20 protein-coding genes are annotated in these 20,018 nt (G+C 64.8%); 11 read left to right on the forward strand and 9 right to left on the reverse strand.

What is annotated here, in order from left to right; translation table 11 throughout:
- Nucleotides 1–141 precede the first annotated feature (141 nt).
- Nucleotides 142–975 (reverse strand): 3'(2'),5'-bisphosphate nucleotidase CysQ, encoded by an 834-nt coding sequence (gene cysQ / locus RTH46_RS03000; RefSeq protein ID WP_316905023.1) that lies wholly within the window; start codon nt 973–975, stop codon nt 142–144.
- Nucleotides 972–1,538 carry an ADP compounds hydrolase NudE gene (gene nudE, locus RTH46_RS03005; protein WP_153785640.1) on the reverse strand — a complete coding sequence of 189 codons (567 nt, stop codon included), beginning with the start codon at nt 1,536–1,538 and terminating at the stop codon, nt 972–974. Before nudE ends, cysQ begins: the two co-directional genes overlap by 4 nt.
- Nucleotides 1,539–1,602: 64 nt before the next feature.
- On the opposite strand from nudE, the gene yrfG reads away from it, so the two are divergent.
- Nucleotides 1,603–2,265 carry a GMP/IMP nucleotidase gene (yrfG, locus tag RTH46_RS03010; protein ID WP_316905024.1) on the forward strand — a complete coding sequence of 221 codons (663 nt, stop codon included), beginning with the start codon at nt 1,603–1,605 and terminating at the stop codon, nt 2,263–2,265.
- Between the two features lie 96 nt (nt 2,266–2,361).
- On the opposite strand, the gene lysM is transcribed toward yrfG, so the two are convergent.
- The gene (gene lysM / locus RTH46_RS03015) at nt 2,362–2,802 is read right to left on the reverse strand and encodes a peptidoglycan-binding protein LysM (RefSeq protein ID WP_153785638.1); all 441 of its coding nucleotides are present in this window, start codon (nt 2,800–2,802) and stop codon (nt 2,362–2,364) included.
- A gap of 174 nt (nt 2,803–2,976) precedes the next feature.
- Between lysM and fdhD the strand changes: the two genes are divergently transcribed.
- The 5 genes from fdhD (at nt 2,977) to RTH46_RS03040 (ending at nt 8,762) form a co-directional block, all read left to right on the forward strand.
- Nucleotides 2,977–3,804, forward strand: a complete 828-nt coding sequence (fdhD, locus tag RTH46_RS03020) for a formate dehydrogenase accessory sulfurtransferase FdhD (RefSeq protein WP_153785637.1) — start codon at nt 2,977–2,979, stop codon at nt 3,802–3,804.
- 8 nt (nt 3,805–3,812) lie between these two features.
- On the forward strand, nt 3,813–6,158 hold the full coding sequence (locus RTH46_RS03025) for an FdhF/YdeP family oxidoreductase (RefSeq protein ID WP_316905025.1): 2,346 nt from the start codon (nt 3,813–3,815) through the stop codon (nt 6,156–6,158).
- A 354-nt stretch (nt 6,159–6,512) separates the two neighbouring features.
- On the forward strand, nt 6,513–6,992 hold the full coding sequence (locus RTH46_RS03030; RefSeq protein ID WP_125462220.1) for a glycine zipper domain-containing protein: 480 nt from the start codon (nt 6,513–6,515) through the stop codon (nt 6,990–6,992).
- A gap of 209 nt (nt 6,993–7,201) precedes the next feature.
- Complete coding sequence (locus RTH46_RS03035; RefSeq protein WP_316905026.1) at nt 7,202–8,014, forward strand: CheR family methyltransferase; 813 nt, start codon at nt 7,202–7,204, stop codon at nt 8,012–8,014.
- A gap of 94 nt (nt 8,015–8,108) precedes the next feature.
- Nucleotides 8,109–8,762, forward strand: coding sequence for a response regulator (locus RTH46_RS03040; RefSeq protein WP_153785634.1), 654 nt, complete (start codon nt 8,109–8,111; stop codon nt 8,760–8,762).
- Here the strand turns inward: RTH46_RS03040 and RTH46_RS03045 are convergent.
- The 3 genes from RTH46_RS03045 to hslO form a co-directional block, all read right to left on the reverse strand.
- On the reverse strand, nt 8,752–9,186 hold the full coding sequence (locus tag RTH46_RS03045) for an acyl-CoA thioesterase (protein WP_125857109.1): 435 nt from the start codon (nt 9,184–9,186) through the stop codon (nt 8,752–8,754). The genes RTH46_RS03040 and RTH46_RS03045 overlap by 11 nt on opposite strands.
- A 167-nt stretch (nt 9,187–9,353) precedes the next feature.
- Nucleotides 9,354–10,895, reverse strand: coding sequence for a phosphoenolpyruvate carboxykinase (locus RTH46_RS03050; RefSeq protein WP_279846172.1), 1,542 nt, complete (start codon nt 10,893–10,895; stop codon nt 9,354–9,356).
- A gap of 179 nt (nt 10,896–11,074) precedes the next feature.
- On the reverse strand, nt 11,075–11,977 hold the full coding sequence (hslO, locus tag RTH46_RS03055; RefSeq protein ID WP_153785632.1) for an Hsp33 family molecular chaperone HslO: 903 nt from the start codon (nt 11,975–11,977) through the stop codon (nt 11,075–11,077).
- A 107-nt stretch (nt 11,978–12,084) separates the two neighbouring features.
- Here hslO and RTH46_RS03060 point away from each other — a divergent pair, with 107 nt between their 5' ends.
- Nucleotides 12,085–12,885, forward strand: a complete 801-nt coding sequence (locus tag RTH46_RS03060; RefSeq protein WP_153785631.1) for a phosphatase PAP2 family protein — start codon at nt 12,085–12,087, stop codon at nt 12,883–12,885.
- Nucleotides 12,886–12,936: 51 nt separating this feature from the next.
- Here the strand turns inward: RTH46_RS03060 and RTH46_RS03065 are convergent, their stop codons facing one another.
- A complete protein-coding gene (locus RTH46_RS03065; protein WP_153785630.1) occupies nt 12,937–13,338 on the reverse strand; it encodes an RNA-binding S4 domain-containing protein in 402 nt (133 codons plus the stop codon).
- Between the two features lie 109 nt (nt 13,339–13,447).
- Here RTH46_RS03065 and RTH46_RS03070 point away from each other — a divergent pair, with 109 nt between their 5' ends.
- Together RTH46_RS03070 and rimK are read left to right on the forward strand one after the other, a co-directional pair.
- On the forward strand, nt 13,448–13,930 hold the full coding sequence (locus tag RTH46_RS03070; protein ID WP_316905027.1) for an ATP-dependent zinc protease: 483 nt from the start codon (nt 13,448–13,450) through the stop codon (nt 13,928–13,930).
- The gene (rimK, locus tag RTH46_RS03075; protein ID WP_110992192.1) at nt 13,927–14,832 is read left to right on the forward strand and encodes a 30S ribosomal protein S6--L-glutamate ligase; all 906 of its coding nucleotides are present in this window, start codon (nt 13,927–13,929) and stop codon (nt 14,830–14,832) included. The genes RTH46_RS03070 and rimK overlap by 4 nt, the downstream gene beginning before the upstream one ends.
- Nucleotides 14,833–14,910: 78 nt before the next feature.
- Here the strand turns inward: rimK and RTH46_RS03080 are convergent, their stop codons facing one another.
- Together RTH46_RS03080 and ompR are read right to left on the reverse strand one after the other, a co-directional pair.
- Nucleotides 14,911–16,224, reverse strand: coding sequence for an ATP-binding protein (locus RTH46_RS03080; RefSeq protein WP_153785629.1), 1,314 nt, complete (start codon nt 16,222–16,224; stop codon nt 14,911–14,913).
- 106 nt (nt 16,225–16,330) lie between these two features.
- Nucleotides 16,331–17,071, reverse strand: a complete 741-nt coding sequence (gene ompR, locus RTH46_RS03085; RefSeq protein ID WP_110992190.1) for a two-component system response regulator OmpR — start codon at nt 17,069–17,071, stop codon at nt 16,331–16,333.
- Nucleotides 17,072–17,300: 229 nt separating this feature from the next.
- On the opposite strand from ompR, the gene RTH46_RS03090 reads away from it, so the two are divergent.
- Together RTH46_RS03090 and RTH46_RS03095 are read left to right on the forward strand one after the other, a co-directional pair.
- Nucleotides 17,301–19,628, forward strand: coding sequence for a Tex family protein (locus tag RTH46_RS03090; protein ID WP_316905028.1), 2,328 nt, complete (start codon nt 17,301–17,303; stop codon nt 19,626–19,628).
- A complete protein-coding gene (locus RTH46_RS03095) occupies nt 19,628–20,011 on the forward strand; it encodes a PaaI family thioesterase (RefSeq protein ID WP_110992188.1) in 384 nt (127 codons plus the stop codon). The genes RTH46_RS03090 and RTH46_RS03095 overlap by 1 nt, the downstream gene beginning before the upstream one ends.
- Nucleotides 20,012–20,018 lie beyond the last annotated feature (7 nt).

Here is a 20,018-nt window from a genome sequence, read left to right on the forward strand (position 1 = left end):
GTCGCATCGCGCCCCTGTGGGAGCGGCTTTAGCCGCGAAACAGGCGATGCGGTGGATGGCACCGGCGTTGCCGGTGTTCGCGGCTAAAGCCGCTCCCACAGGGCCCTGCTAAATCAGAGAATCTGTGCCCATGATAGGACCTCAGCTATTGATCGAGCCTGCCAGCTCGACCAATGCCTGCCGCCACCCGGCAGCCTTGGGCAACGCCAGGAAAAACGGATTGAGCAACGATTCCCGTGGCGGATAACGAAACGCCTGGCCATCCAGCCCGATCACCTCGCCACCAGCCCCCTCCAGCACGCCCTGCGCGGCAGCGGTGTCCCACTGCGAGGTCGGCGCCAGGCGCGGATAGCAGTCGGCAGCGCCTTCGGCGAGCAGGCAGAACTTCAACGAGCTGCCGATATTGGCCAGTTCCAGCTCACCAACAGCGCTGCTCAGGCCAGCCAGCAGCGCTTCCTGCTCGGGGCTGGAATGCCGGCGGCTGGCGACCACGGTGAAGCGGCCATCCTGTGGCGGTGTGTTGCGCACCTGGATCGCTTGCGCCTCGGCATCGCGCTCGGCACGCCAGGCCCCCAGCTCGCGACCACCGAAGTAACAACGGCCATTGGTCGGCATCGCCACCACACCAAACACCACCTCGCCATTCTCGATCAGCGCAATGTTGACAGTGAACTCTTCACTGCCGGCGATGAATTCCTTGGTACCGTCCAGCGGGTCGACCAACCACCAGCGCTGCCAGGCGGCGCGGGTTTGCAGCGGGATATCGCAGTCTTCCTCGGACAAGACCGGGATCTGCGGCGCCAGCGCCTGCAGGCCATCGGCAATGACCCGGTGCGCAGCCAGGTCGGCAGCGGTCACCGGCGAGTCGTCGGCCTTGGTGTCGACGGCCACGCCTGCGCGCCAGAACGGCAGGATGGCCTCGCCGGCCGACTGGGCGAGCTTGACCACTTGCTGCATCAGTTGCAGATCGTTCATACGCTCAGCACCCCACGCTGGATCAGCAGGTCACGCGCCAGGTACAGCGCCGCCAGGGCCCGGCCTTCGCTGAACTGCGGGTGCATGGCCAGCGCCGACAGCTCGCGCAGGTTGACCTTGTCGACGCGCATCGGCTCCGGCTCATCACCCTCCAGCCGCTCCTCGTACAGGTCGCTGGCCAGCACCACCTGGATCTTCTGGCTCATGTAGCCGGGCGACAACGACAGCTCGGTCAGGTGCTCCAGCTGGCGGGCGCCGAAACCGGCCTCTTCCTTGAGCTCGCGGTCAGCGGCGGCCAGCACGTCCTCGCCCGGCTCGATCAGGCCTTTGGGCAGGGACAGTTCGTATTCATCGGTGCCGCCGCAATATTCCTCGACCAGCACGGCGTGCTCGGCATCGAGCATGGCCACGATCATCACCGCGCCATAACCATTGCCCCGGCCGACCAGTCGCTCATAGGTGCGCTCGGTGCCGTTGGAAAAGCGCAACTGCACGGCTTCGACGCGGAACAGGCGGCTGCTGGCGACGATCTCGCGGCTGAGGACGGTGGGTTTCTGGCGCATGGGGCGGCTCCTTGGCGTGAACGGGTTACTATACCGTGGCTTGTCACCTGATCGAGAGTTTCCCATGCCCGTTCTTCCCTGGTCTGCCATCGATACTGTCCTGCTGGACATGGACGGCACCCTGCTCGACCTGCACTACGACAACCGCTTCTGGCTGCAGCACCTGCCGCAGCGCTACGCCGAGCTGCATGGGGTGAGCCGGGCGATGGCCGAAATGGAGCTGCAGCCGCTGTTCGAACAGCATGCCGGGACGCTGAACTGGTACTGCCTGGACTTCTGGAGCCGCGAGCTGCGCCTGCCGATCCGCGAGCTGAAGCGGGAGATCGCCGAACTGATCGCCTTGAAGCCGGATGCCGACACCTTCCTCGCCGCCATCCGCAAGGCCGGCAAGCGGGTGGTGATGATCACCAATGCGCACCGCGACTCGCTGTCGCTGAAACTGGAGCGGGTGGAGCTGGCGCCGTATTTCGAGCGGTTGATCAGCTCGCACGACTACGGTTACCCGAAAGAGAGCCCGCAGTTCTGGGACGCGTTGCAGGCGGACATCGGTTTTGAACCGGCGCGCAGCCTGTTCATCGATGACACTTTGGCGATTCTGCGCAGTGCCCGGCGGTTCGGGGTGGGGCACTTGCTGGCGGTGCGCCAGCCGGATAGTCGGGCCGAGCCTCGGGATACCCAGGAGTTTGCGGCGGTCGAGGAATACCGGGAGTTACTGGTTGGTCTGTGAGGGCCTCTTCGCGGGTAAACCCGCTCCCACAGGATGCAGTGCAGTTACCTGTGGGAGCGGGTTTACCCGCGAAAGGGCCGGATCAGGCGATGATGATCAATCCGGAATACGCAGCACCTGCCCCGGATAGATCTTGTCCGGGTGCTTGAGCATCGGCTTGTTGGCCTCGAAGATCTTGTTGTACTTGTTGGGGTCGCCATACACCTTCTTGGAAATGGCGCTGAGGGTGTCGCCTTTCTCGACCGTGACGAACCGCGCCGCCTGGGCAATCGGCCCGGTGACGACGATCTGGTCATCCACCGACGCCACACCGGCAATGTTGCCGGCCGCCAGGATGATCTTCTCCTTCTCTTCCTGGCTGCTGACCTCGCCCTTGAGGATGACCTTGTCTCCCTCTACAGTGGCCGAGATGTTCGGGTTGCCCAGGCCAACGCTTTCGACGTGTTTCTTCAACTGCTCCTCGGCATTGGCATTGCCCGGGGTCAGCAGGTCGATCAACTTCTCACCGGCTTCCTTCACGAAACTGAACAGGCTCATGTGGCGCTCCTTTGAGGGTGAATCCGTGGAAGCAGGAGTCTAGGCCAATATCCCTCCCCCCGCCCCCGTGCGACCAATCGACGCGGTCTATCACGGCATAGACGCTAGCGATTAGACGCCACCTGCCCGGCGGCCTAGGCTTGTGGCATCAAACTGCCGCCGGTATTCGCCCCGATGAACAGCAAGCCTCCGGTCTGCGCGGCGCCCTCGTCCTTCGATCTGCCCGCCGCCAGCAACACCTACGACTACCTCGAGCTCACCGATGCTGCGCGTGACAGCACGCCGCTGGCCGAGGAAGTGGCACTGGCCATCGTCTACAACGGCCTCAACCAGGCAGTGATGCTGGTCAGCCCCACCGACCTTGAAGACTTCGCGGTCGGTTTCAGCGTCGGCAGCGGCATCGTCAGCGGTACTGACGAAATCTATGACGTGAAGCTCTCCGGCAGCGGCTCGGCCTTGTATGCCGACCTGGAAATTTCCAGCCGTGCCTTCTGGGACTTGAAGAACCAGCGCCGGCAGATGGCCGGCACCAGCGGCTGCGGCCTGTGCGGTGTCGAAGCCCTGGAGCAGGCGCTGCCCGAACTGAAGACACTGCCCGGGGCCCCCTTGCCCCCGGCCCATTGGCTCAAGGACCTGCGCCAGCGCATCGATGCCTTCCAGCCCCTCGGCCAGCATTGCGGTGCGGTGCACGCCGCGCTGTTCATGGACCGCGACGGCCAGCTGCTATTGGGCCGCGAGGACATCGGCCGGCACAACGCCCTGGACAAGCTGATCGGCGCCCTGCTGCGCCAGCGCATCGACACCACGGGTGGCCTGGCCATCGTCACCAGCCGCTGCAGCCTGGAACTGATCCAGAAGGTGCTGCGCGCCGGCATCCAGACCCTGGTCAGCCTCTCGGCGCCCACCGGCCTTGCCCTGCAATGGGCACGCAAGCACAACCTCAACCTTATCCACCTGCCCAAACACAGCGCACCGCGGGTATTCAGCCCAGCGGCGGAGTAGTAACAGCCGTGACCTCGTACGAAAAACTCCCGGACAACGCCCCCGCCTCTTCCCCTCGCTACAAGCCTTACCCCGGCCCCGCCGGTGGCTGGGGCGCGCTGCGCAGCGTGGCCAAGGCCTGGGTCGGCAGTGACAACGCCCTGAAGAACCTGCGCGCCCTGCTCAAGACCAACCAGAATGGCGGCTTCGACTGCCCCGGATGCGCCTGGGGCGACTCCCCCGAGAGCGGCATGGTCAAGTTCTGCGAGAACGGCGCCAAGGCGGTCAACTGGGAAGCCACCAAGCGCCGTGTCGATGCGGCCTTCTTCGCCCGCTACAGCGTCAGCGCGCTGCGCCAGCAAAGCGACTACTGGCTTGAATACCAGGGCCGGCTGACCGAACCGATGGTCTACGACCCGGTCACCGACCGCTACCAGCCGATCGAATGGGACGCGGCCTTCGCCTTGATCGCCCGCCACCTGAACAACCTGGCCAGCCCCGACCAGGCCGAGTTCTATACCTCCGGCCGGGCCAGCAACGAGGCGGCGTACCTCTACCAGCTGTTCGTGCGCGCCTACGGCACCAACAATTTCCCCGATTGCTCGAACATGTGCCACGAGGCCAGCGGCGTTGCCCTGAGCCAGAGCGTTGGCGTGGGCAAGGGCACGGTCACCTACGACGACTTCGAACACGCCGACGCGATCTTCGTCTGGGGCCAGAACCCCGGCACCAACCACCCGCGCATGCTCGACCCGTTGCGTGACGCAGTGAAGCGCGGCGCCCAGGTGGTGTGCATCAACCCGCTCAAAGAGCGTGGCCTGGAACGCTTCCAGCACCCGCAGAACCCGCTGGAGATGCTGACCAACAGCGATCGCCCGACCAACACCGCGTTCTTCCGCCCGGCCCTGGGCGGCGACATGGCACTGCTGCGCGGCATGGCCAAGTTCCTGCTGCAGTGGGAGCGCGAGGCGCAGGCCAAGGGCGAACCGGCGATCTTCGACCACGCCTTCATCGCCGAGCACGGCCATGGCGTGGACGAGTACCTGGCGGTGGTGGATGCCACGCCCTGGGAGCAGATCGAGGCGCAGTCCGGCCTTGCCCTGGCCGACATCGAACTGTCGGCGCGCATGTACTGCAAAGGCAAGCGGGTGATCATGTGCTGGGCCATGGGCATCACCCAGCACCGCCATTCGGTGCCGACCATCCAGGAAATCGTCAACCTGATGCTGCTGCGCGGCAACCTCGGCGCACCCGGCGCGGGCCTGTGCCCGGTACGCGGCCACAGCAACGTGCAGGGTGACCGCACCATGGGCATCAACGAACGCCCACCGGTGTTCCTGCTCGACGCCATCGAAAAGCGCTTCGGCTTCAGCGTGCCGCGCCACAACGGCCACAACACCGTCGAGGCGATCCACGCCATGCTCGAAGGCCGGGCCAAGGTGTTCATCGGGCTGGGCGGCAACTTCGCCCAGGCCACCCCCGACACCGAACGCACCGCCCAGGCCCTGCGCAATTGCGAGCTGACCGTGCAGATCAGCACCAAGCTCAACCGCAGCCACCTGGTCCATGGCAAGCAAGCGCTGATCCTGCCGTGCCTGGGCCGCACCGATATCGACCTGCAAAGCGATGGCCCGCAGGCGGTCACGGTGGAGGACTCGTTCAGCATGGTCCATGCCTCCAACGGCCAGCTCAAGCCGCTGTCCAGGCAGATGCGCTCCGAGCCCGCCGTGGTCGCCGGCATCGCCGCTGCCACCCTGGGCAAGCAGCCGGTGGACTGGCACTGGCTGGTGGCCGATTACGATCGCATTCGCGCGCTGATCGCCGACACCATCCCGGGCTTTGCCGACTTCAATGAGCGCCTGCGCCTGCCGGGCGGTTTCTACCTGGGCAACAGCGCCGCCAGCCGCCAGTGGAAAACCGCCACCGGCCGCGCCAACTTCAAGGCCAACCTGCTGCCCGACAGCCTGCTCGACGAACGGGTACGCGCCAGCGGCCAGCTGCCGGACCTGATCATGCAGTCGATGCGCTCGCACGATCAGTACAACACCACCATCTATGGCATGGACGACCGCTACCGCGGCGTGCGCGGCCAGCGCAACGTACTGTTCGCCAACGAAGCCGACATCGTCCGCCTGGGCTTCCAGCCGGGGCAGAAGGTCGACATCGTGTCGCTGTGGGGGGATGAGCACGTGCGCCGGGTGCATGGCTTCACCCTGTTGGCGTTCGACATTCCTGCCGGACAGGCGGCGGCCTATTACCCCGAGGTGAACCCGCTGGTGCCGCTGGAGAGCATTGGCGAAGGTAGCCATACGCCGACGTCCAAGTTCATTGCCATCAAGCTGGAGCGAGCGCGGGACGACGGGCGGATCATCTAGTGCTTGCCAGGGTGGGCCTTGTGGGAGCGGGCTTGCCCCGCGATAGGCTCTACCTGTCAACCTCGTCCAGCCGGCAGGCCCTATCGCGGGGCAAGCCCGCTCCCACGCTGGAATCTGCACTCTGAACTCTGCGCAGTCTCTTTTCACCCAGGCGACACCCACAAAAAAAGCCCTGTCCGCAACGGATCAGGGCTTTGTCATAAAGGCCTCAGACCACCGAAATTCGAGAAAGTTTCATACATAATTCAATAACTTAGAGAATTGTGTACAACTCGTGCTACTCGTCGGATTTCCATTGCCAGCCGCCTCGCCGAGCCTCAAATTCCGCCTCGTCATCCCTCTGAGGCTCTCTTGATGAAGAAGTACTCCTCGATTCTGTTGTTGTCTTTCAGCTTGCTCAGCGGCGTGGCCATGGCAGGCGGCACCACCGAGGCCGGCATTGGCGGCGCATTGGGTGGGGTACTGGGCTCCGTGGTGGGCAACTCCATCGGTGGTAGCACCGGCGGCGCCATCGGTGCCGGCCTGGGCGGCGCTGCCGGCGGTGCCCTGGGTGCCGACAAGCGCCAGCGTGGCGAAGCGGCCATCGGTGGCGCGCTGGGCGCAGCCGGCGGCAACGTGGTCGGTCGCTCCATGGGCGGCACCACCGGCAGCTACATCGGTGCGGCAGCCGGCGGCGGCGCCGGTGGCGCATTGGGTAACTACATGGGCAACAAGGCCGACGAAGACGAGCGCCACGATTCGCGCCGCTATCGCCGCGACTACGATGATCGCCGTTACTACGACCGCGGCCACCACTACGGCCACCGCAAGCACAAGCGCCACTGGCGCGACTGATCGCCAGGCTTAAGCCTTGCGCCTAGGCCCCGCCCTCATCGGCGGGGCCTTTTCGTTTGCGCCAATACCCGAGGATTAGGGGCCGCCCCGATATGGAGGCCAGTAGCCACTAGTTATCATTCCCTGCTTCCACCTTGAACAGGACGCAGGGAATGCGCGTGATCAGCCTCCCCTTCATCTGCTCGCCTTCTGCCCTGGGAGGTTGAAGCATGCCCACCCGCACTCGCCCGCCACTGCTCAGCGAAGCCAGCTTTGCACGCATTCGCCAACGGGTTGTGCAGGCGACCGGCGTGCATCTGGCCGACGACCGCCGGGCAGTGGTCGCAGCGCGCTTGCACAAGCGACTGAAAGCCCATCGCCTGGCAGACTTCGAGCACTATCTGGCCCTGCTCGACAGCGAACATGGCGCAACAGAACACGAGCACCTGTTACGCCTGCTGGTCGCCCGCGACAGCTACTTCTTCCGCGAACACCGCCATTTCGAATGGCTGGCCGGCTGGCTGGCTGAACATCAGCACCCTGTGCGCCTGTGGAGCGCCGCCTGCGCCACTGGCGAAGAAGCCTGGAGCCTGGCCATGGTCGCCGCCGAAAACGCCCGCCACCCAGGCTGGCAGGTGCTGGCCAGCGATTTCGATCCGCAGGTGCTGGAGCACGCAGCCGCCGGCATTTACGACATTGCCCAGGCCCGCTACTTCCCGGAAGGCTGGCTGGCCCGCCACTGCCTGTGCGGGGTAGGTGAAATGGCCGGGCGACTGCGCGTCGCCCCCGCCCTGCGCGAGCAGGTAGGCTTCGAGGCGATCAACCTGATTCAACCCCTGCCGGAACGGCTCGGCCAGTTCGACGCCATCCTGCTGCGCAACCTGCTGTCCAGCCTCGCTCCGACCTACAAGCGCGAGGTGCTGCGCCGTGTGCTGGCACAGCTGCGCCCCGGCGGCTTACTGATCATCGGGCACAGCGAGAGCATCCACGAAATGGACCTGCCCCTGCGCCCGTTGCTGCCCTCGGTGTTCGAACGCTTATGATCAGAAGCACTGACTGCGCCCCCGGCGCCGCAGTGCCCTTGCGGATCGAGCCGGCCTGCCGCCCCCCTTTCCCTTGCGAAACAGGCCCTGACCCATGCCTTGCCGTATCCTGCTTGCCGACGATTCGCCGCTCTTTCGCGCCGGCCTGCGCGCCCTGCTTGAACAGAAAAAGGACTTCGCCGTGGTCGGCGATACCGACGATGCCATGGCCGCCGTGAACCTTGCCGAGAAGCTCAAGCCGAATATCGTGGTGCTCGACATGAGTGGTGAGCTGGACAACCAGCAAGCCCTGCAGGAACTGTTCATTCGCGCCCCGGCCAGCCGTGTGCTGATGTTTTCCGCGCGCTCCGAGTTGGAACACGTGCTCAACTGCCTGCAGCTCGGCGCCCATGGCTTCCTGCTGAAGAATGCCTCGGTGGGTGAGCTGGAGCAGGCCCTGCAGACTCTGCGCCACGGCGGCCAGTACCTGTCATCGGCGGTGCTGCCGATGGTCATCGACCAGGCCCTCAAGCACAGCCGCAAACGCCCGGCAGGTCAGGTGCAGACGCCGCTGACCACCCGCCAGCTGGAGATCCTGCGGCTGATCGCCCGTGGCGAAACCACCCGCTCCATCGCCGACGGCCTGGGCCTGAGCATCAAGACGGTGGAGGCGCACCGCTCGCAGATCATGCATCGCCTGCAGATCCACGACGTGCCGGGGCTGGTGCTGTTTGCCGTGCGCGAAGGGATCATCCGCCTCAACGATTGAGCGACAGCCCGGCGAGGATCAGCTGCAGCGTCTCTGGCAATGCGGCCGGGCGCCCCGAAGCACGCTCGACGAACACCTGCACCAAGGTACCTGCCGCGCAGGCTTCGGCCTCGCCAGGGCGGAACAGCGCCAGGCGATACTCCACCGTGCTGCCCGCAAGGCGCGTGATGCCCAGGCCCACTTCGAGCACGTCGGGGAAGCCAGGCAGCGCGAAGAAGTCTGCCGCCGAACTGACCACGAAACCGGCCAGCTCGCCGTCACGCAGGTCCAGTTCGGCCTGTTCGACGAGGAACGCCTGGATGGCCGTCTCGAAGAAGCCGTGCACGGTGGAGCCGGCGAGGTGGCCGTTGAGGTCGTTGTCCTGGGGACGGGTGAGGATGGGATGGAAATGGGAGAAGGCGGTGCGCTGAGGGGATTCGGTCATTGGACTTGCCCGGTTTCGATATTCAGATGCCCTAAGTGAAACAGAATATTCGAGCTGGAGTGTGCCTTTCTCGCCTCTTCATCGCCCGCCGTGAAAGCCAGCACAAAACTATCAGACACAAAAAAGCCGCCCTAAAGGGCGGCTTTCTCGTTCGAACCGGCAGCCGCTTACAGCTGCGGGCCAGCGCCTTTGATGGCGTCGGAAACTTCGAACTTCTTGAAGTTTTCGATGAACAGCTTGGCCAGGCCCTTGGCGGCTTCGTCGTAGGCAGCCTTGTCAGCCCAGGTGTTGCGCGGGTTGAGCAGCTCGGTCTCGACGCCCGGAACGGCCTTCGGCACGTCCAGGTTGATGATGTCCAGGTGCTCGGTCTCGGCACCCACCAGAGCGCCGCTCTGGATGGCAGCGATCACGCCACGGGTGGTCGGGATGCTGAAGCGCTTGCCAACGCCGTAGCCGCCGCCGGTCCAGCCGGTGTTGACCAGGTAGACCTTGGAGCCGAACGCCTTGATGCGCTTGATCAGCAGCTCGGCGTAAACGCCAGCCGGGCGCGGGAAGAACGGCGCGCCGAAGCAGGTGGAGAAGGTCGACTTGATGCCGCCGCCCGAACCCATTTCGGTGGAACCGACCAGCGCGGTGTAGCCGGACAGGAAGTGGTAGGCCGCCTGCTCGTTGTTGAGGATCGACACGGGCGGCAGTACGCCGGTCAGGTCGCAGGTCAGGAAGATGACCGCGTTCGGCTCGCCGCCCAGGTTCTCTGCCGAGACCTTCTCGACATGCGCCAGCGGGTAGGCGGCACGGCTGTTCTGGGTCAGGCTCACGTCGGCGTAGTCGGCGTGCTTGTTGGCGTCGATCACGACGTTTTCCAGCACCGCGCCGTGCTTGATGGCTTTCCAGATGACCGGCTCGTTCTTCTCGGAGAGGTCGATGCACTTGGCATAGCAACCGCCTTCGATGTTGAAGACCACGCCCTCACCCCAGCCGTGCTCGTCGTCACCGATCAGGTAACGGCTTTCGTCGGCCGACAGGGTGGTCTTGCCGGTGCCGGACAGGCCGAAGAACAGGGTGACGTCACCCTCTTCGCCGATGTTGGCGGCGCAGTGCATCGGCAGCACGTCGGCGGCCGGCAGCAGGAAGTTCTGCACCGAGAACATGGCTTTCTTCATTTCACCGGCGTAACGCATGCCGGCGATCAGCACCTTCTTCTGGGCGAAGTTGATGATCACGCAACCATCGGAGTTGGTGCCGTCACGCTCAGGCACGCACTCGAAGTTGGCGACGTTGAGGATCTGCCACTCACCACGGCCAGCCGGGTTGTACTGCTCGGGGTTGATGAACAGGCAACGGCCGAACAGGTTCTGCCAGGCGGTCTGGGTGGTCATCTTGACCGGCAGGTAGTGCTCGGCCGCAGCGCCTACGTGAACGTAGGAAACGAAGTGATCCTGGGCGTTGTTGAACGCCTCCACGCGGTCCCACAGGGCATCGAACTTGTCGGCCGGGAACTTGCGGTTGATCGGGCCCCAGCCAATCTGGTCCTGGGTGGAAGGTTCTTCGACGATGAAACGGTCAGCCGGCGAACGGCCAGTACGGTGACCGGTTTCCACCACCAGCGCGCCAGTATCGGCCAGCACGCCTTCACCGCGGGACAGCGCTTCTTTTACCAGCTCATCGACGCTCAGGTCGGTGTACACGGTGTTGTTGGCTTGCGTCATGAGATACCCCATCCGGCCCGAGGCCGAGTGCTCCAAACGTTTTGTAGTTGCTTTGAAAAAACTACTACAGCGAAAAAAGTGGCCGGATTATGCCAGAAACGCCCAAAAAAAGTAGGCCCCTCCTGTCAGAACTGCGCTTTTGCGCAATTCGACAGGAGAAAGTCCTGTAGTTAACCGTTTCAGTGCTGAGTTTCTGATGGTGCGTCGGTGCCACCACCGGCAAACAATTGCTCTACATCGCTTGCATCGAAGAAATAGCGCTCATTGCAGAACTGGCAATCGATCTCGACCTTGCCGCCGCATTCGACCACCAGCGCCTTGGCATCGGGTTCGCCGAGACTGATCAGGGCGTTGCCGGAACGCTCGCGCGAGCAGCTGCAGCGGAAGCGTAGCGGCTGGATATCGAACAGGCGAACCGCGTCCTCGTGGTACAGGCGGTGCAGCACGGTTTCGTTGTCCAGGCCGAGCAGCTCTTCGGCCTTCACGGTGCTGGCCAGCGCCTTGACGTGGGCCCAGCTTTCGTCGCGCTCCTCGCTGTCCTTGTGGATCTCGGCCGGCAGTTGCTGCACCAGCAGGCCGCGGGCGCGCACGCCATCGGCGACCAGGGAGATGCTGGTATTCACCTGCTGCGACATGACGAAGTAGTTGGTGAAGCACTCCGACAGGTTCTTGCCATCCAGCTCGACGGTGCCCTGATAGCGCTGGCCCTTGACCGGAATGATGGTCAGCACCAGGTGGCCGCCGGGCATCAGGTCGGCAAGGGTCGCATCGTCGTTGATCTGCTCGGCTTCATAGCGCGCCAGCCCGCGGATCTCGTGCTCGCTGGTGTATTCGATGGCCAGCAGCGGCACCGGGCCCTGGGACTGAGCCTGGAGCACCAGCAGCCCATCGAACTTCAACGAACCCACCAGCAGCGCAGCGGCGCCCATCAGCTCGCCCAGCAAATGCTGGACCGGGCGCGGGTACTCGTGCCTGGCCAGCACCTCGGCGTAGCTGCGTTCCAGCGCGACCATCTCGCCGCGCACGTCGCGGTCGTCGAACAGGAAGCGTTGGGTGAAATCTGTATCTGGCAAGTCGCTCATGGTTGTCTGGCTATCTGAAAATGATGTCAAAATAATTACAGGAGGCTGAGAGGCCCGTCATAGAGCGCTCAAAACGCGCTAATTCCCGCTGGAGATCGAGGTATTTTATGGATAATCGACCACTGTTCCAAGCAAGGTGGTCCTGGGGACCCTTGGCGGCCTGCACGCTGCTGCCCATCGCACTACTGTGTTTCTGGTTATGGCCCGTTGGCCAGAACCTGTGCCTGACTTTCGACGAGTGGCTGTTCCACAGCCTTAACGCCCCGCTGGCCGACCATGTGCTCTGGCGCTCCATCTGGGCCGTCGGCAGCCTTCGCCCGTTCGACCTCCTGGTCGGGGTGATCATGCTGTCGCTGCTGATCCGCGGCGACTGGGTATTCAAGGCAATTCAGGTGCGCCAGGCGTTTTTCGGCTTCCTGGTGACCCTTTTACTCTTAGTGGTGATTCGTGCGCTGTTTTCCAAGTGGGTCGCTGCAATGGGTTGGCAACACAAAAGCCCGTCGATGGTCCTCGACAACGCCATTCACCTGAGCGATCTCTACCCGCACCTGGAAGCCAAGTGGGAGCTCAAGGACCGTTCCGGCCAGAGCTTCCCGGGTGACCATGCCTCGGTGCTGCTGGTCTGGGCGCTGTTCATGAGCCTGTTCAGCCGCCGCTTGCTGCAGCACCTGGTGATCTGGGCGCTGGCCTGCCTGTTCATGCTGCCGCGCCTGGTGGCGGGTGCGCACTGGGGGCAGGACGACTACATCGGCGGGTTGCTGATGGCGGTGCTGGCATTGGGTTGGAGCTGCCACACGCCGCTGGCGGCCAAGGCCAGTGCGGCGCTGGTGCGCTGGACGGCGCCGTTGTTCAGCCTGCTGGGCAGGTTGCCGTTGGTCGGGCGAATGAGCGTGTTGCGCACCGCCTGACCTCCCGCATCGCGGGGCAAGCCCGCTCCCACGACTTGCCCCGCGAATGCATTATTCGAAACTGCCATGCAGCTGGTGAATCTGCCGGCGCTGCTTCTTGTTCGGCCGCCCGTCGGTGGTCACGCCCATCGCCCCGGCCTTGCGCAGCTCGGCCGCCTGCTCGCGGCGCTTCACGCTCTCGGCGGTTTCTTCATACAGCGTCTGCGCTTCCGGCGCGCCACGGCGTACCGCCGACAAGGCCTTGACCACCACGGTGCGCTCGTCGAAGCCGGTGCGTAGCAGGAATTCGTCGCCCACCCGTGGCTCCTTGCCCGGCTTGCAACGCTCGCCCCGGCAGTGCACCTTGCCGCTCTCGATGGCCGCCTTGGCCAACGCGCGGGTCTTGTAGAAGCGCGCCGCCCACAGCCATTTGTCCAGGCGGACCTTGTCATCGTCTTCAGGCTTTTGTGCCATGGTTTTTCCTCGAATTCTGTCTTTCACGGAACTGTACTACCGTGACTGACGGATGCAAAAAGTCCGTGCCGTCATTACAGTTCACCACCTTATCCGCAGGGCACGCTCCGTGAAGACATTTGACCACCTGACTGTGATCGGCCTGCGCGAGTGGGTCGCCCTGCCCGACCTCGGCCTGGCCGGCCTGCGCGCCAAAATCGACACCGGCGCCAGCACCTCGAGCCTGCACGCCACCGATGTCGAAACCTTCGAGCGCGACGGCCAGCCCTGGGTGCGTTTCACCGCGCACCTGGGCTCGGTGGTGCAACTGCGCCACCGCCGCTGCGAGGCGCCGCTGGTGACCATGAAAAGCATCAAGAGCTCCAACGGCCAGGCCCAGGCCCGCTACGTGATCCGCACCACCCTGGCACTGGGCGACCGGGTCTGGGAAGTGGAGTTCACCCTGGCCTGCCGCAAGAACATGCGTTATCGGCTGCTGCTGGGCTCCAAGGCGCTCATCCACGGCCAGTTGGTCGTCAACCCCGGCCTCAAGTACGTCCAGGACAAACCGGCCTTCCCGGCCACCCTTTCCCCTGTCACAGGTGCTGCATGAAGATCGCTGTGCTGTCGCGCAATCCGCGTCTGTATTCCACCCGCCGCCTGGTCGAGGCCGGTACCCAGCGGGGCCATGAAGTGGTGGTGGTCGACACGCTCCGGGCCTACATGAACATTGCCAGCCACAAGCCGCAGATCCACTACCGCGGCAAGCCGCTGGAAGGCTTCGATGCGGTGATTCCGCGCATCGGTGCCTCGGTCACCTTCTACGGCTGCGCGGTGCTGCGCCAGTTCGAGATGATGGGTGTCTACCCGCTCAACGAATCGGTGGCCATCGCCCGTTCGCGGGACAAGCTGCGCTCGCTGCAGCTGCTGTCACGCCGTGGCATCGGCCTGCCGATCACAGGCTTTGCCCACTCGCCGGACGACATTCCCGACCTGATCCAGATGGTCAACGGCGCACCTCTGGTGATCAAGGTGCTCGAAGGCACCCAGGGCATCGGCGTGGTGCTGTGCGAAACCACCAAGGCCGCCGAGTCGGTGATCGAGGCGTTCATGGGCCTGAAGCAGAACATCATGGTCCAGGAATACATCAAGGAGGCCGGCGGCGCCGACATCCGCTGCTTCGTGGTCGGCGACAAGGTGATCGCCTCGATGAAGCGCCAGGCCAAGCCCGGCGAATTCCGCTCCAACCTGCACCGCGGTGGCGTGGCCAGCCTGATCAAGATCACCCCCGAGGAACGCATGACGGCGATCCGCGCGGCCAAGGTGATGGGGTTGAGCGTGGCGGGTGTGGATATCCTGCGCTCCAACCACGGGCCGCTGGTGATGGAGGTGAATTCGTCACCGGGGCTGGAAGGGATCGAGGTGACCACCGGCAAGGATGTGGCCGGGATGATCATCGAGCACCTGGAGAAGAATGGCGGGCCGAATCAGACCCGGACCAAGGGCAAAGGCTGAAATCGATCGCGGGGCAAGCCCGCTCCCACGCCATCCAACTGGACGAGGGCGTGGGAGCGGGCTTGCCCCGCGATGCATTCACACAGCGTTACGCGGCAACAACAACCCCAACGGCAACCGCACACGCGCCTCAATGCCGCCACCCGAGCGGTTGCGCAGCTCGACATTGCCACCATGCTGCGCGGCAATCCGCTTGACGATCGCCAACCCCAGCCCGGTGCCCTTGCCACCGCGTGCCCGGTCGCCACGGATGAACGGGTTGAAGATGGTCTCCAGCTCCGACTCGTCGATGCCCGTGCCACGGTCCAGCACACTGAGCACCACGTACGGCGCGCTCTGGTCGCCCGACACATAGGCCGCCACCTCCACGCCCTTGCCGGCGTGGTGCAGGGCGTTGCCGATCAGGTTGCCGAGCATGCGCTTGAGCGACACACGGCGCAGCGCGAACGGGGGGATCGGCTCCAGGCACAGTCGCACGCGCTCCTTGGGCTGGTTGTACGGCGCCACCACTTCACGGATCAGCTCATTGAGGTCGACCTCCTCCACCGGCTCGTCGCGCCCGTCACGGATGAACGCCAGGAACTGGTCGAGGATCGCATCCATGTCTTCGATGTCGCGGACCATGTCGTCGCTGAGGTCGCTGTCGTTGTCCATCAGCGACAACGACAGGCGCAACCGGGTCAAGGGCGTGCGCAAGTCATGGGACACACCGGCCAGCATCAACTCGCGCTCACGCCCGGCCTGTTCGACGTCCTCGGCCATCTGGTTGAACGCCCTGTACACCTCGGTCATCTCGCTGGGGGTGTCGCTGACCGGCAGGCGCACGCTGCGCCCCTGGCCCAGCTGGCGGGCAGCGAACACCAGGCGCTTGAGCGGCTGGTTGAGCTGACGCACGAAGATCCACGCCGAGGCGGTGGACAACAGGCCGATGGCCAGGAACCAGCCCAGCACGTTCCAGATCTTCTGCCCGCGCAACGGGTGAGGGTACAGCGGCACCTTGAGCCAGCCCGGGCCCAGGCTCGGCGCATTCACCCACAGCGCCGGTGGTGCGTGGATACGCAGGCGCACCTCGGTGTCATCACCCAGTTCGGCCTGCATCTGGCGCTGGTAGATCTCGCTGTACGGCCAGTGCTGCTCGCCTTCCGGCACGCCGGAACCGGTAACCCGGATCAGCCCGGCAGCCTCGGCGATCTTGTCACGGTTCTCTTCATCCGCCGCCCAGTAGGCGCGCAAGGTCAGGGCCACGCCATGGCTGTACTGGCGGTCGACCAGCACGTCCTCGTTCATCAGCAGGTAAACCAAGGTCAGCGCCTTGGAGAACAGCACGACGATCAGCACCAGCCACAGGGTGCGGGCGAAGAAACTTTGCGGGAACCAGAGAGGGGTTTTCATCGATCACTACTAATCAGCAAGGGCAACGTAAAAAAGCCGCACGCCACAGACGAAAACAGGGCGGCTCCTGCGAGCCGCCCTGCACCGTCGCAACGAGCCGGCTGGCTCATTTGCCGGCGTTTCCGTCCGGCACGAAGACGTAGCCCACGCCCCACACGGTCTGGATATAACGCGGCTTGGACGGGTCGGGTTCGATCATTCGGCGCAGGCGCGAGATCTGCACGTCGATGGAGCGCTCCAGCGCATCCCATTCGCGGCCACGGGCCAGGTTCATCAGTTTGTCGCGGGTCAGCGGCTCGCGGGCGTGCATCACCAGGGCCTTGAGCACGGCGAACTCGCCGGTGGTAAGCATGTGCGTTTCGTCGCCGCGCTTGAGTTCGCGGGTGGCCAGCGACAGTTCGTAGTCACCGAAGGTGACGGTCTCTTCCTCGCTGCCCGGCGCGCCCGGCACCGTCGGCGACTGGCGACGCAGCACGGCCTTGACCCGGGCCACCAGCTCGTCGGGGTTGAACGGCTTGGCCAGGTAGTCGTCGGCGCCCAGTTCCAGCCCTTTGATACGGCTGAGCTCGTCGCCCTTGGCGGTGAGCATGATGATCGGGATCTGGTTGTTCGATGCGCGCAGGCGCTTGCATGCGGACAGGCCGTCCTCGCCCGGCAGCATCAGGTCGAGCACCACCAGGTTGAACACCTCACGGGCCAGCAGGCGGTCCATCTGTTCGACGTTGGGCACGGTGCGCACACGGAAGCCCTTGCTGGTGAAAAAACGGTCCAGCAGGCTGCTCAGGCCTGGGTCGTCGTCGACGATGAGAATCTTGTCGCCATCTGCGGCGTTTGCGGTGCTGGTCATGAATTGCTCCTCTGAGATCGCCGCGCATTATGGCGTAGCCATTGCAGCGCGTGCCGTGTGCATTGTTAGCAGATTTTTCCCATGCTGCCACTTCCATGCCAAAGCCCCATGGCCCGGCGCCATCACCGCAAGCCCGGCACGATGGGTATAATGCGCGCCTTTCACCCAGCGCCGCCGGGCTTGAACAGCCACCCGCGGCCTTGCATTCACTATTTGTCAGGTGGTTCTCATGGACAGCATCAACAGCCGTATCGCCGAGGAACTGGGCGTGCGCCCACAACAGGTCGAAGCGGCCGTGGGCCTGTTGGACGAAGGCTCGACCGTGCCCTTCATCGCCCGTTACCGCAAGGAAGTGACCGGCAGCCTGGACGACACCCAGCTGCGCCACCTGGAAGAGCGCCTGCGCTACCTGCGCGAACTCGACGACCGGCGCGCCAGCATCCTCGCCAGCATCGAGGAACAGGGCAAGCTGACCCCGGAACTGGCCCGCGAAATCAAGCTCGCCGACACCAAGACCCGCCTCGAAGACCTCTACCTCCCCTACAAGCAGAAACGCCGCACCAAGGGCCAGATCGCCCTGGAAGCCGGCCTGGGCGAGCTGGCCGACGGCCTGTTCAACGACCCGCAGCTCAACCCGGAAAGCGAAGCGGCGCGCTTCGTCGACGCCGAAAAAGGCGTGGCCGACGTCAAGGCAGCCCTCGAAGGCGCCAAGTACATCCTCATGGAGCGCTTCGCCGAAGACGCCGCCCTGCTGGAAAAACTGCGCAACTTCCTCAAGCAGGAAGCCGTGCTCAGCGCCCGTCTGGTGGCCGGCAAGGAAGAAGAAGGCGCCAAGTTCCGCGACTACTTCGCCCATGATGAACTGCTGCGCACTGCCCCGTCGCACCGCGCCCTGGCGATCTTCCGCGGGCGCAACGAAGGCGTGCTGAGCGCCTCGCTGAAAGTCGGCGAAGAGTTGCCCGGCACCCTGCACCCATGCGAAGTGATGATCGGCAGCCACGTCGGTATCGAAAACCGCAACCGCCCGGCCGACAAGTGGCTGGGCGAAGTGGTGCGCTGGACCTGGAAGGTCAAGCTGTACACCCACCTGGAAACCGACCTGTTCGGCGAGCTGCGCGACAACGCCGAAGGCGAGGCGATCAACGTGTTCGCCCACAACCTGCACGACCTGCTGCTGGCCGCCCCGGCCGGCCCGCGCGCCACCCTGGGCTTCGACCCGGGCCTGCGCACCGGCTGCAAGATCGCCGTGGTCGACGCCACCGGCAAGCTGCTGGACCACACCACGGTGTACCCGCATGCGCCGAAGAACGACTGGGACCGCACGATCTCGATCATGGCCGCCCTGTGCGCCAAGCACTCGGTGGAGCTGGTCGCCATCGGCAACGGCACCGCCAGCCGCGAAAGCGACAAGCTGGTCGCGGAGCTGGTGAAAAAGTATCCAGCCCTGAAGATCACCAAGATCATGGTGTCCGAGGCCGGCGCCTCGGTGTACTCGGCCTCGGAACTGGCCGCCCGTGAATTCCCCGACCTGGACGTATCGATCCGTGGCGCCGTGTCGATCGCCCGCCGCCTGCAGGACCCGCTGGCGGAGCTGGTGAAGATCGACCCGAAATCCATCGGCGTCGGCCAGTACCAGCACGACGTGTCGCAGGTGAAACTGGCCCGTGGCCTGGACGCCGTGGTCGAGGACTGCGTGAACGCCGTGGGCGTGGACGTCAACACCGCTTCGGTGGCCTTGCTGACCCGCATCTCCGGCCTCAACGCGACGCTTGCGCAGAACATCGTTGCCCACCGCGACGCCAACGGCCCGTTCGCCACCCGCGCCGCGCTGAAAAAGGTCAGCCGCCTCGGTGAAAAGACCTTCGAACAGGCCGCCGGCTTCCTGCGCGTGATGAACGGCGACAACCCGCTGGACGCCTCCGCCGTGCACCCCGAGGCCTACCCGCTGGTGCAGCGCATCGCCGCCGGCACCGAGCGCGACATCCGCTCGCTGATCGGCGACAGCGGCTTCCTCAAGCGCCTGGACCCGAAAAAGTTCACCGACGAAACCTTCGGCCTGCCGACCGTCACCGACATCCTGCAAGAGCTGGACAAACCCGGCCGCGACCCACGCCCCGAGTTCAAGACCGCCACCTTCCAGGACGGCGTCGAGGACCTCAAGGACCTGGAGCCGGGCATGATCCTCGAAGGCGTGGTGACCAACGTCACCAACTTCGGTGCCTTCGTCGACATCGGCGTGCACCAGGACGGCCTGGTGCACATCTCGGCGCTGTCCGAGAAGTTCATCAAGGACCCGCGTGAAGCGGTCAAGGCCGGCGACGTGGTCAAGGTCAAGGTCATGGAAGTGGACATCCCGCGCAAGCGCGTCGGCCTGTCCATGCGCATGAGCGACACCCCCGGCGAGAAGGTCGAGGGCAACCGTGGCGGTAACCGTGGCGGCAATGGCGGCAACCGCCAGCAGCAGGCACCGCGCCCGCGTGAAACCACCGCCGCAGCACCGGCCAACAACGCCATGGCCTCGCTGTTCGCCAACGCCAAGCAGTTGAAGAAGAAGTGATGGACGTCCCCAAGGAGTACGTCGAAAGCGCCTTCAGCCAACTGCTCGGCTGCCGCCTGCAACGCCTGGACACCGGTGTTGCCGAGGTAGCCCTGGCGCTCGAGCCGCAGTTGCGCAACCGCGGCCAGAAGCTGCACGGCGGGGCGATCTTCAGCCTGGTCGATATCGCCATGGGCCTGGCCTGCTCGGCCAGCCATGGTTTCGACCAGCAGAGCGTGACCATCGAGTGCAAGATCAACTACATGCGCGCCGTCAGCGAGGGTGAGGTGCTGTGCACCGCCCGCGTGCTGCATGCCGGGCGGCGCACGCTGGTGGTCGACGCCGACGTGCTCCAGGGCGACAAGTTGGTGGCCAAGGCGCAGGGAACCTTCGCGGTTCTCTAGCTGACGT

Origin of the sequence: Pseudomonas sp. zfem004, assembly GCF_032621715.1 — a bacterium.
GTDB lineage: Bacteria > Pseudomonadota > Gammaproteobacteria > Pseudomonadales > Pseudomonadaceae > Aquipseudomonas > Aquipseudomonas sichuanensis.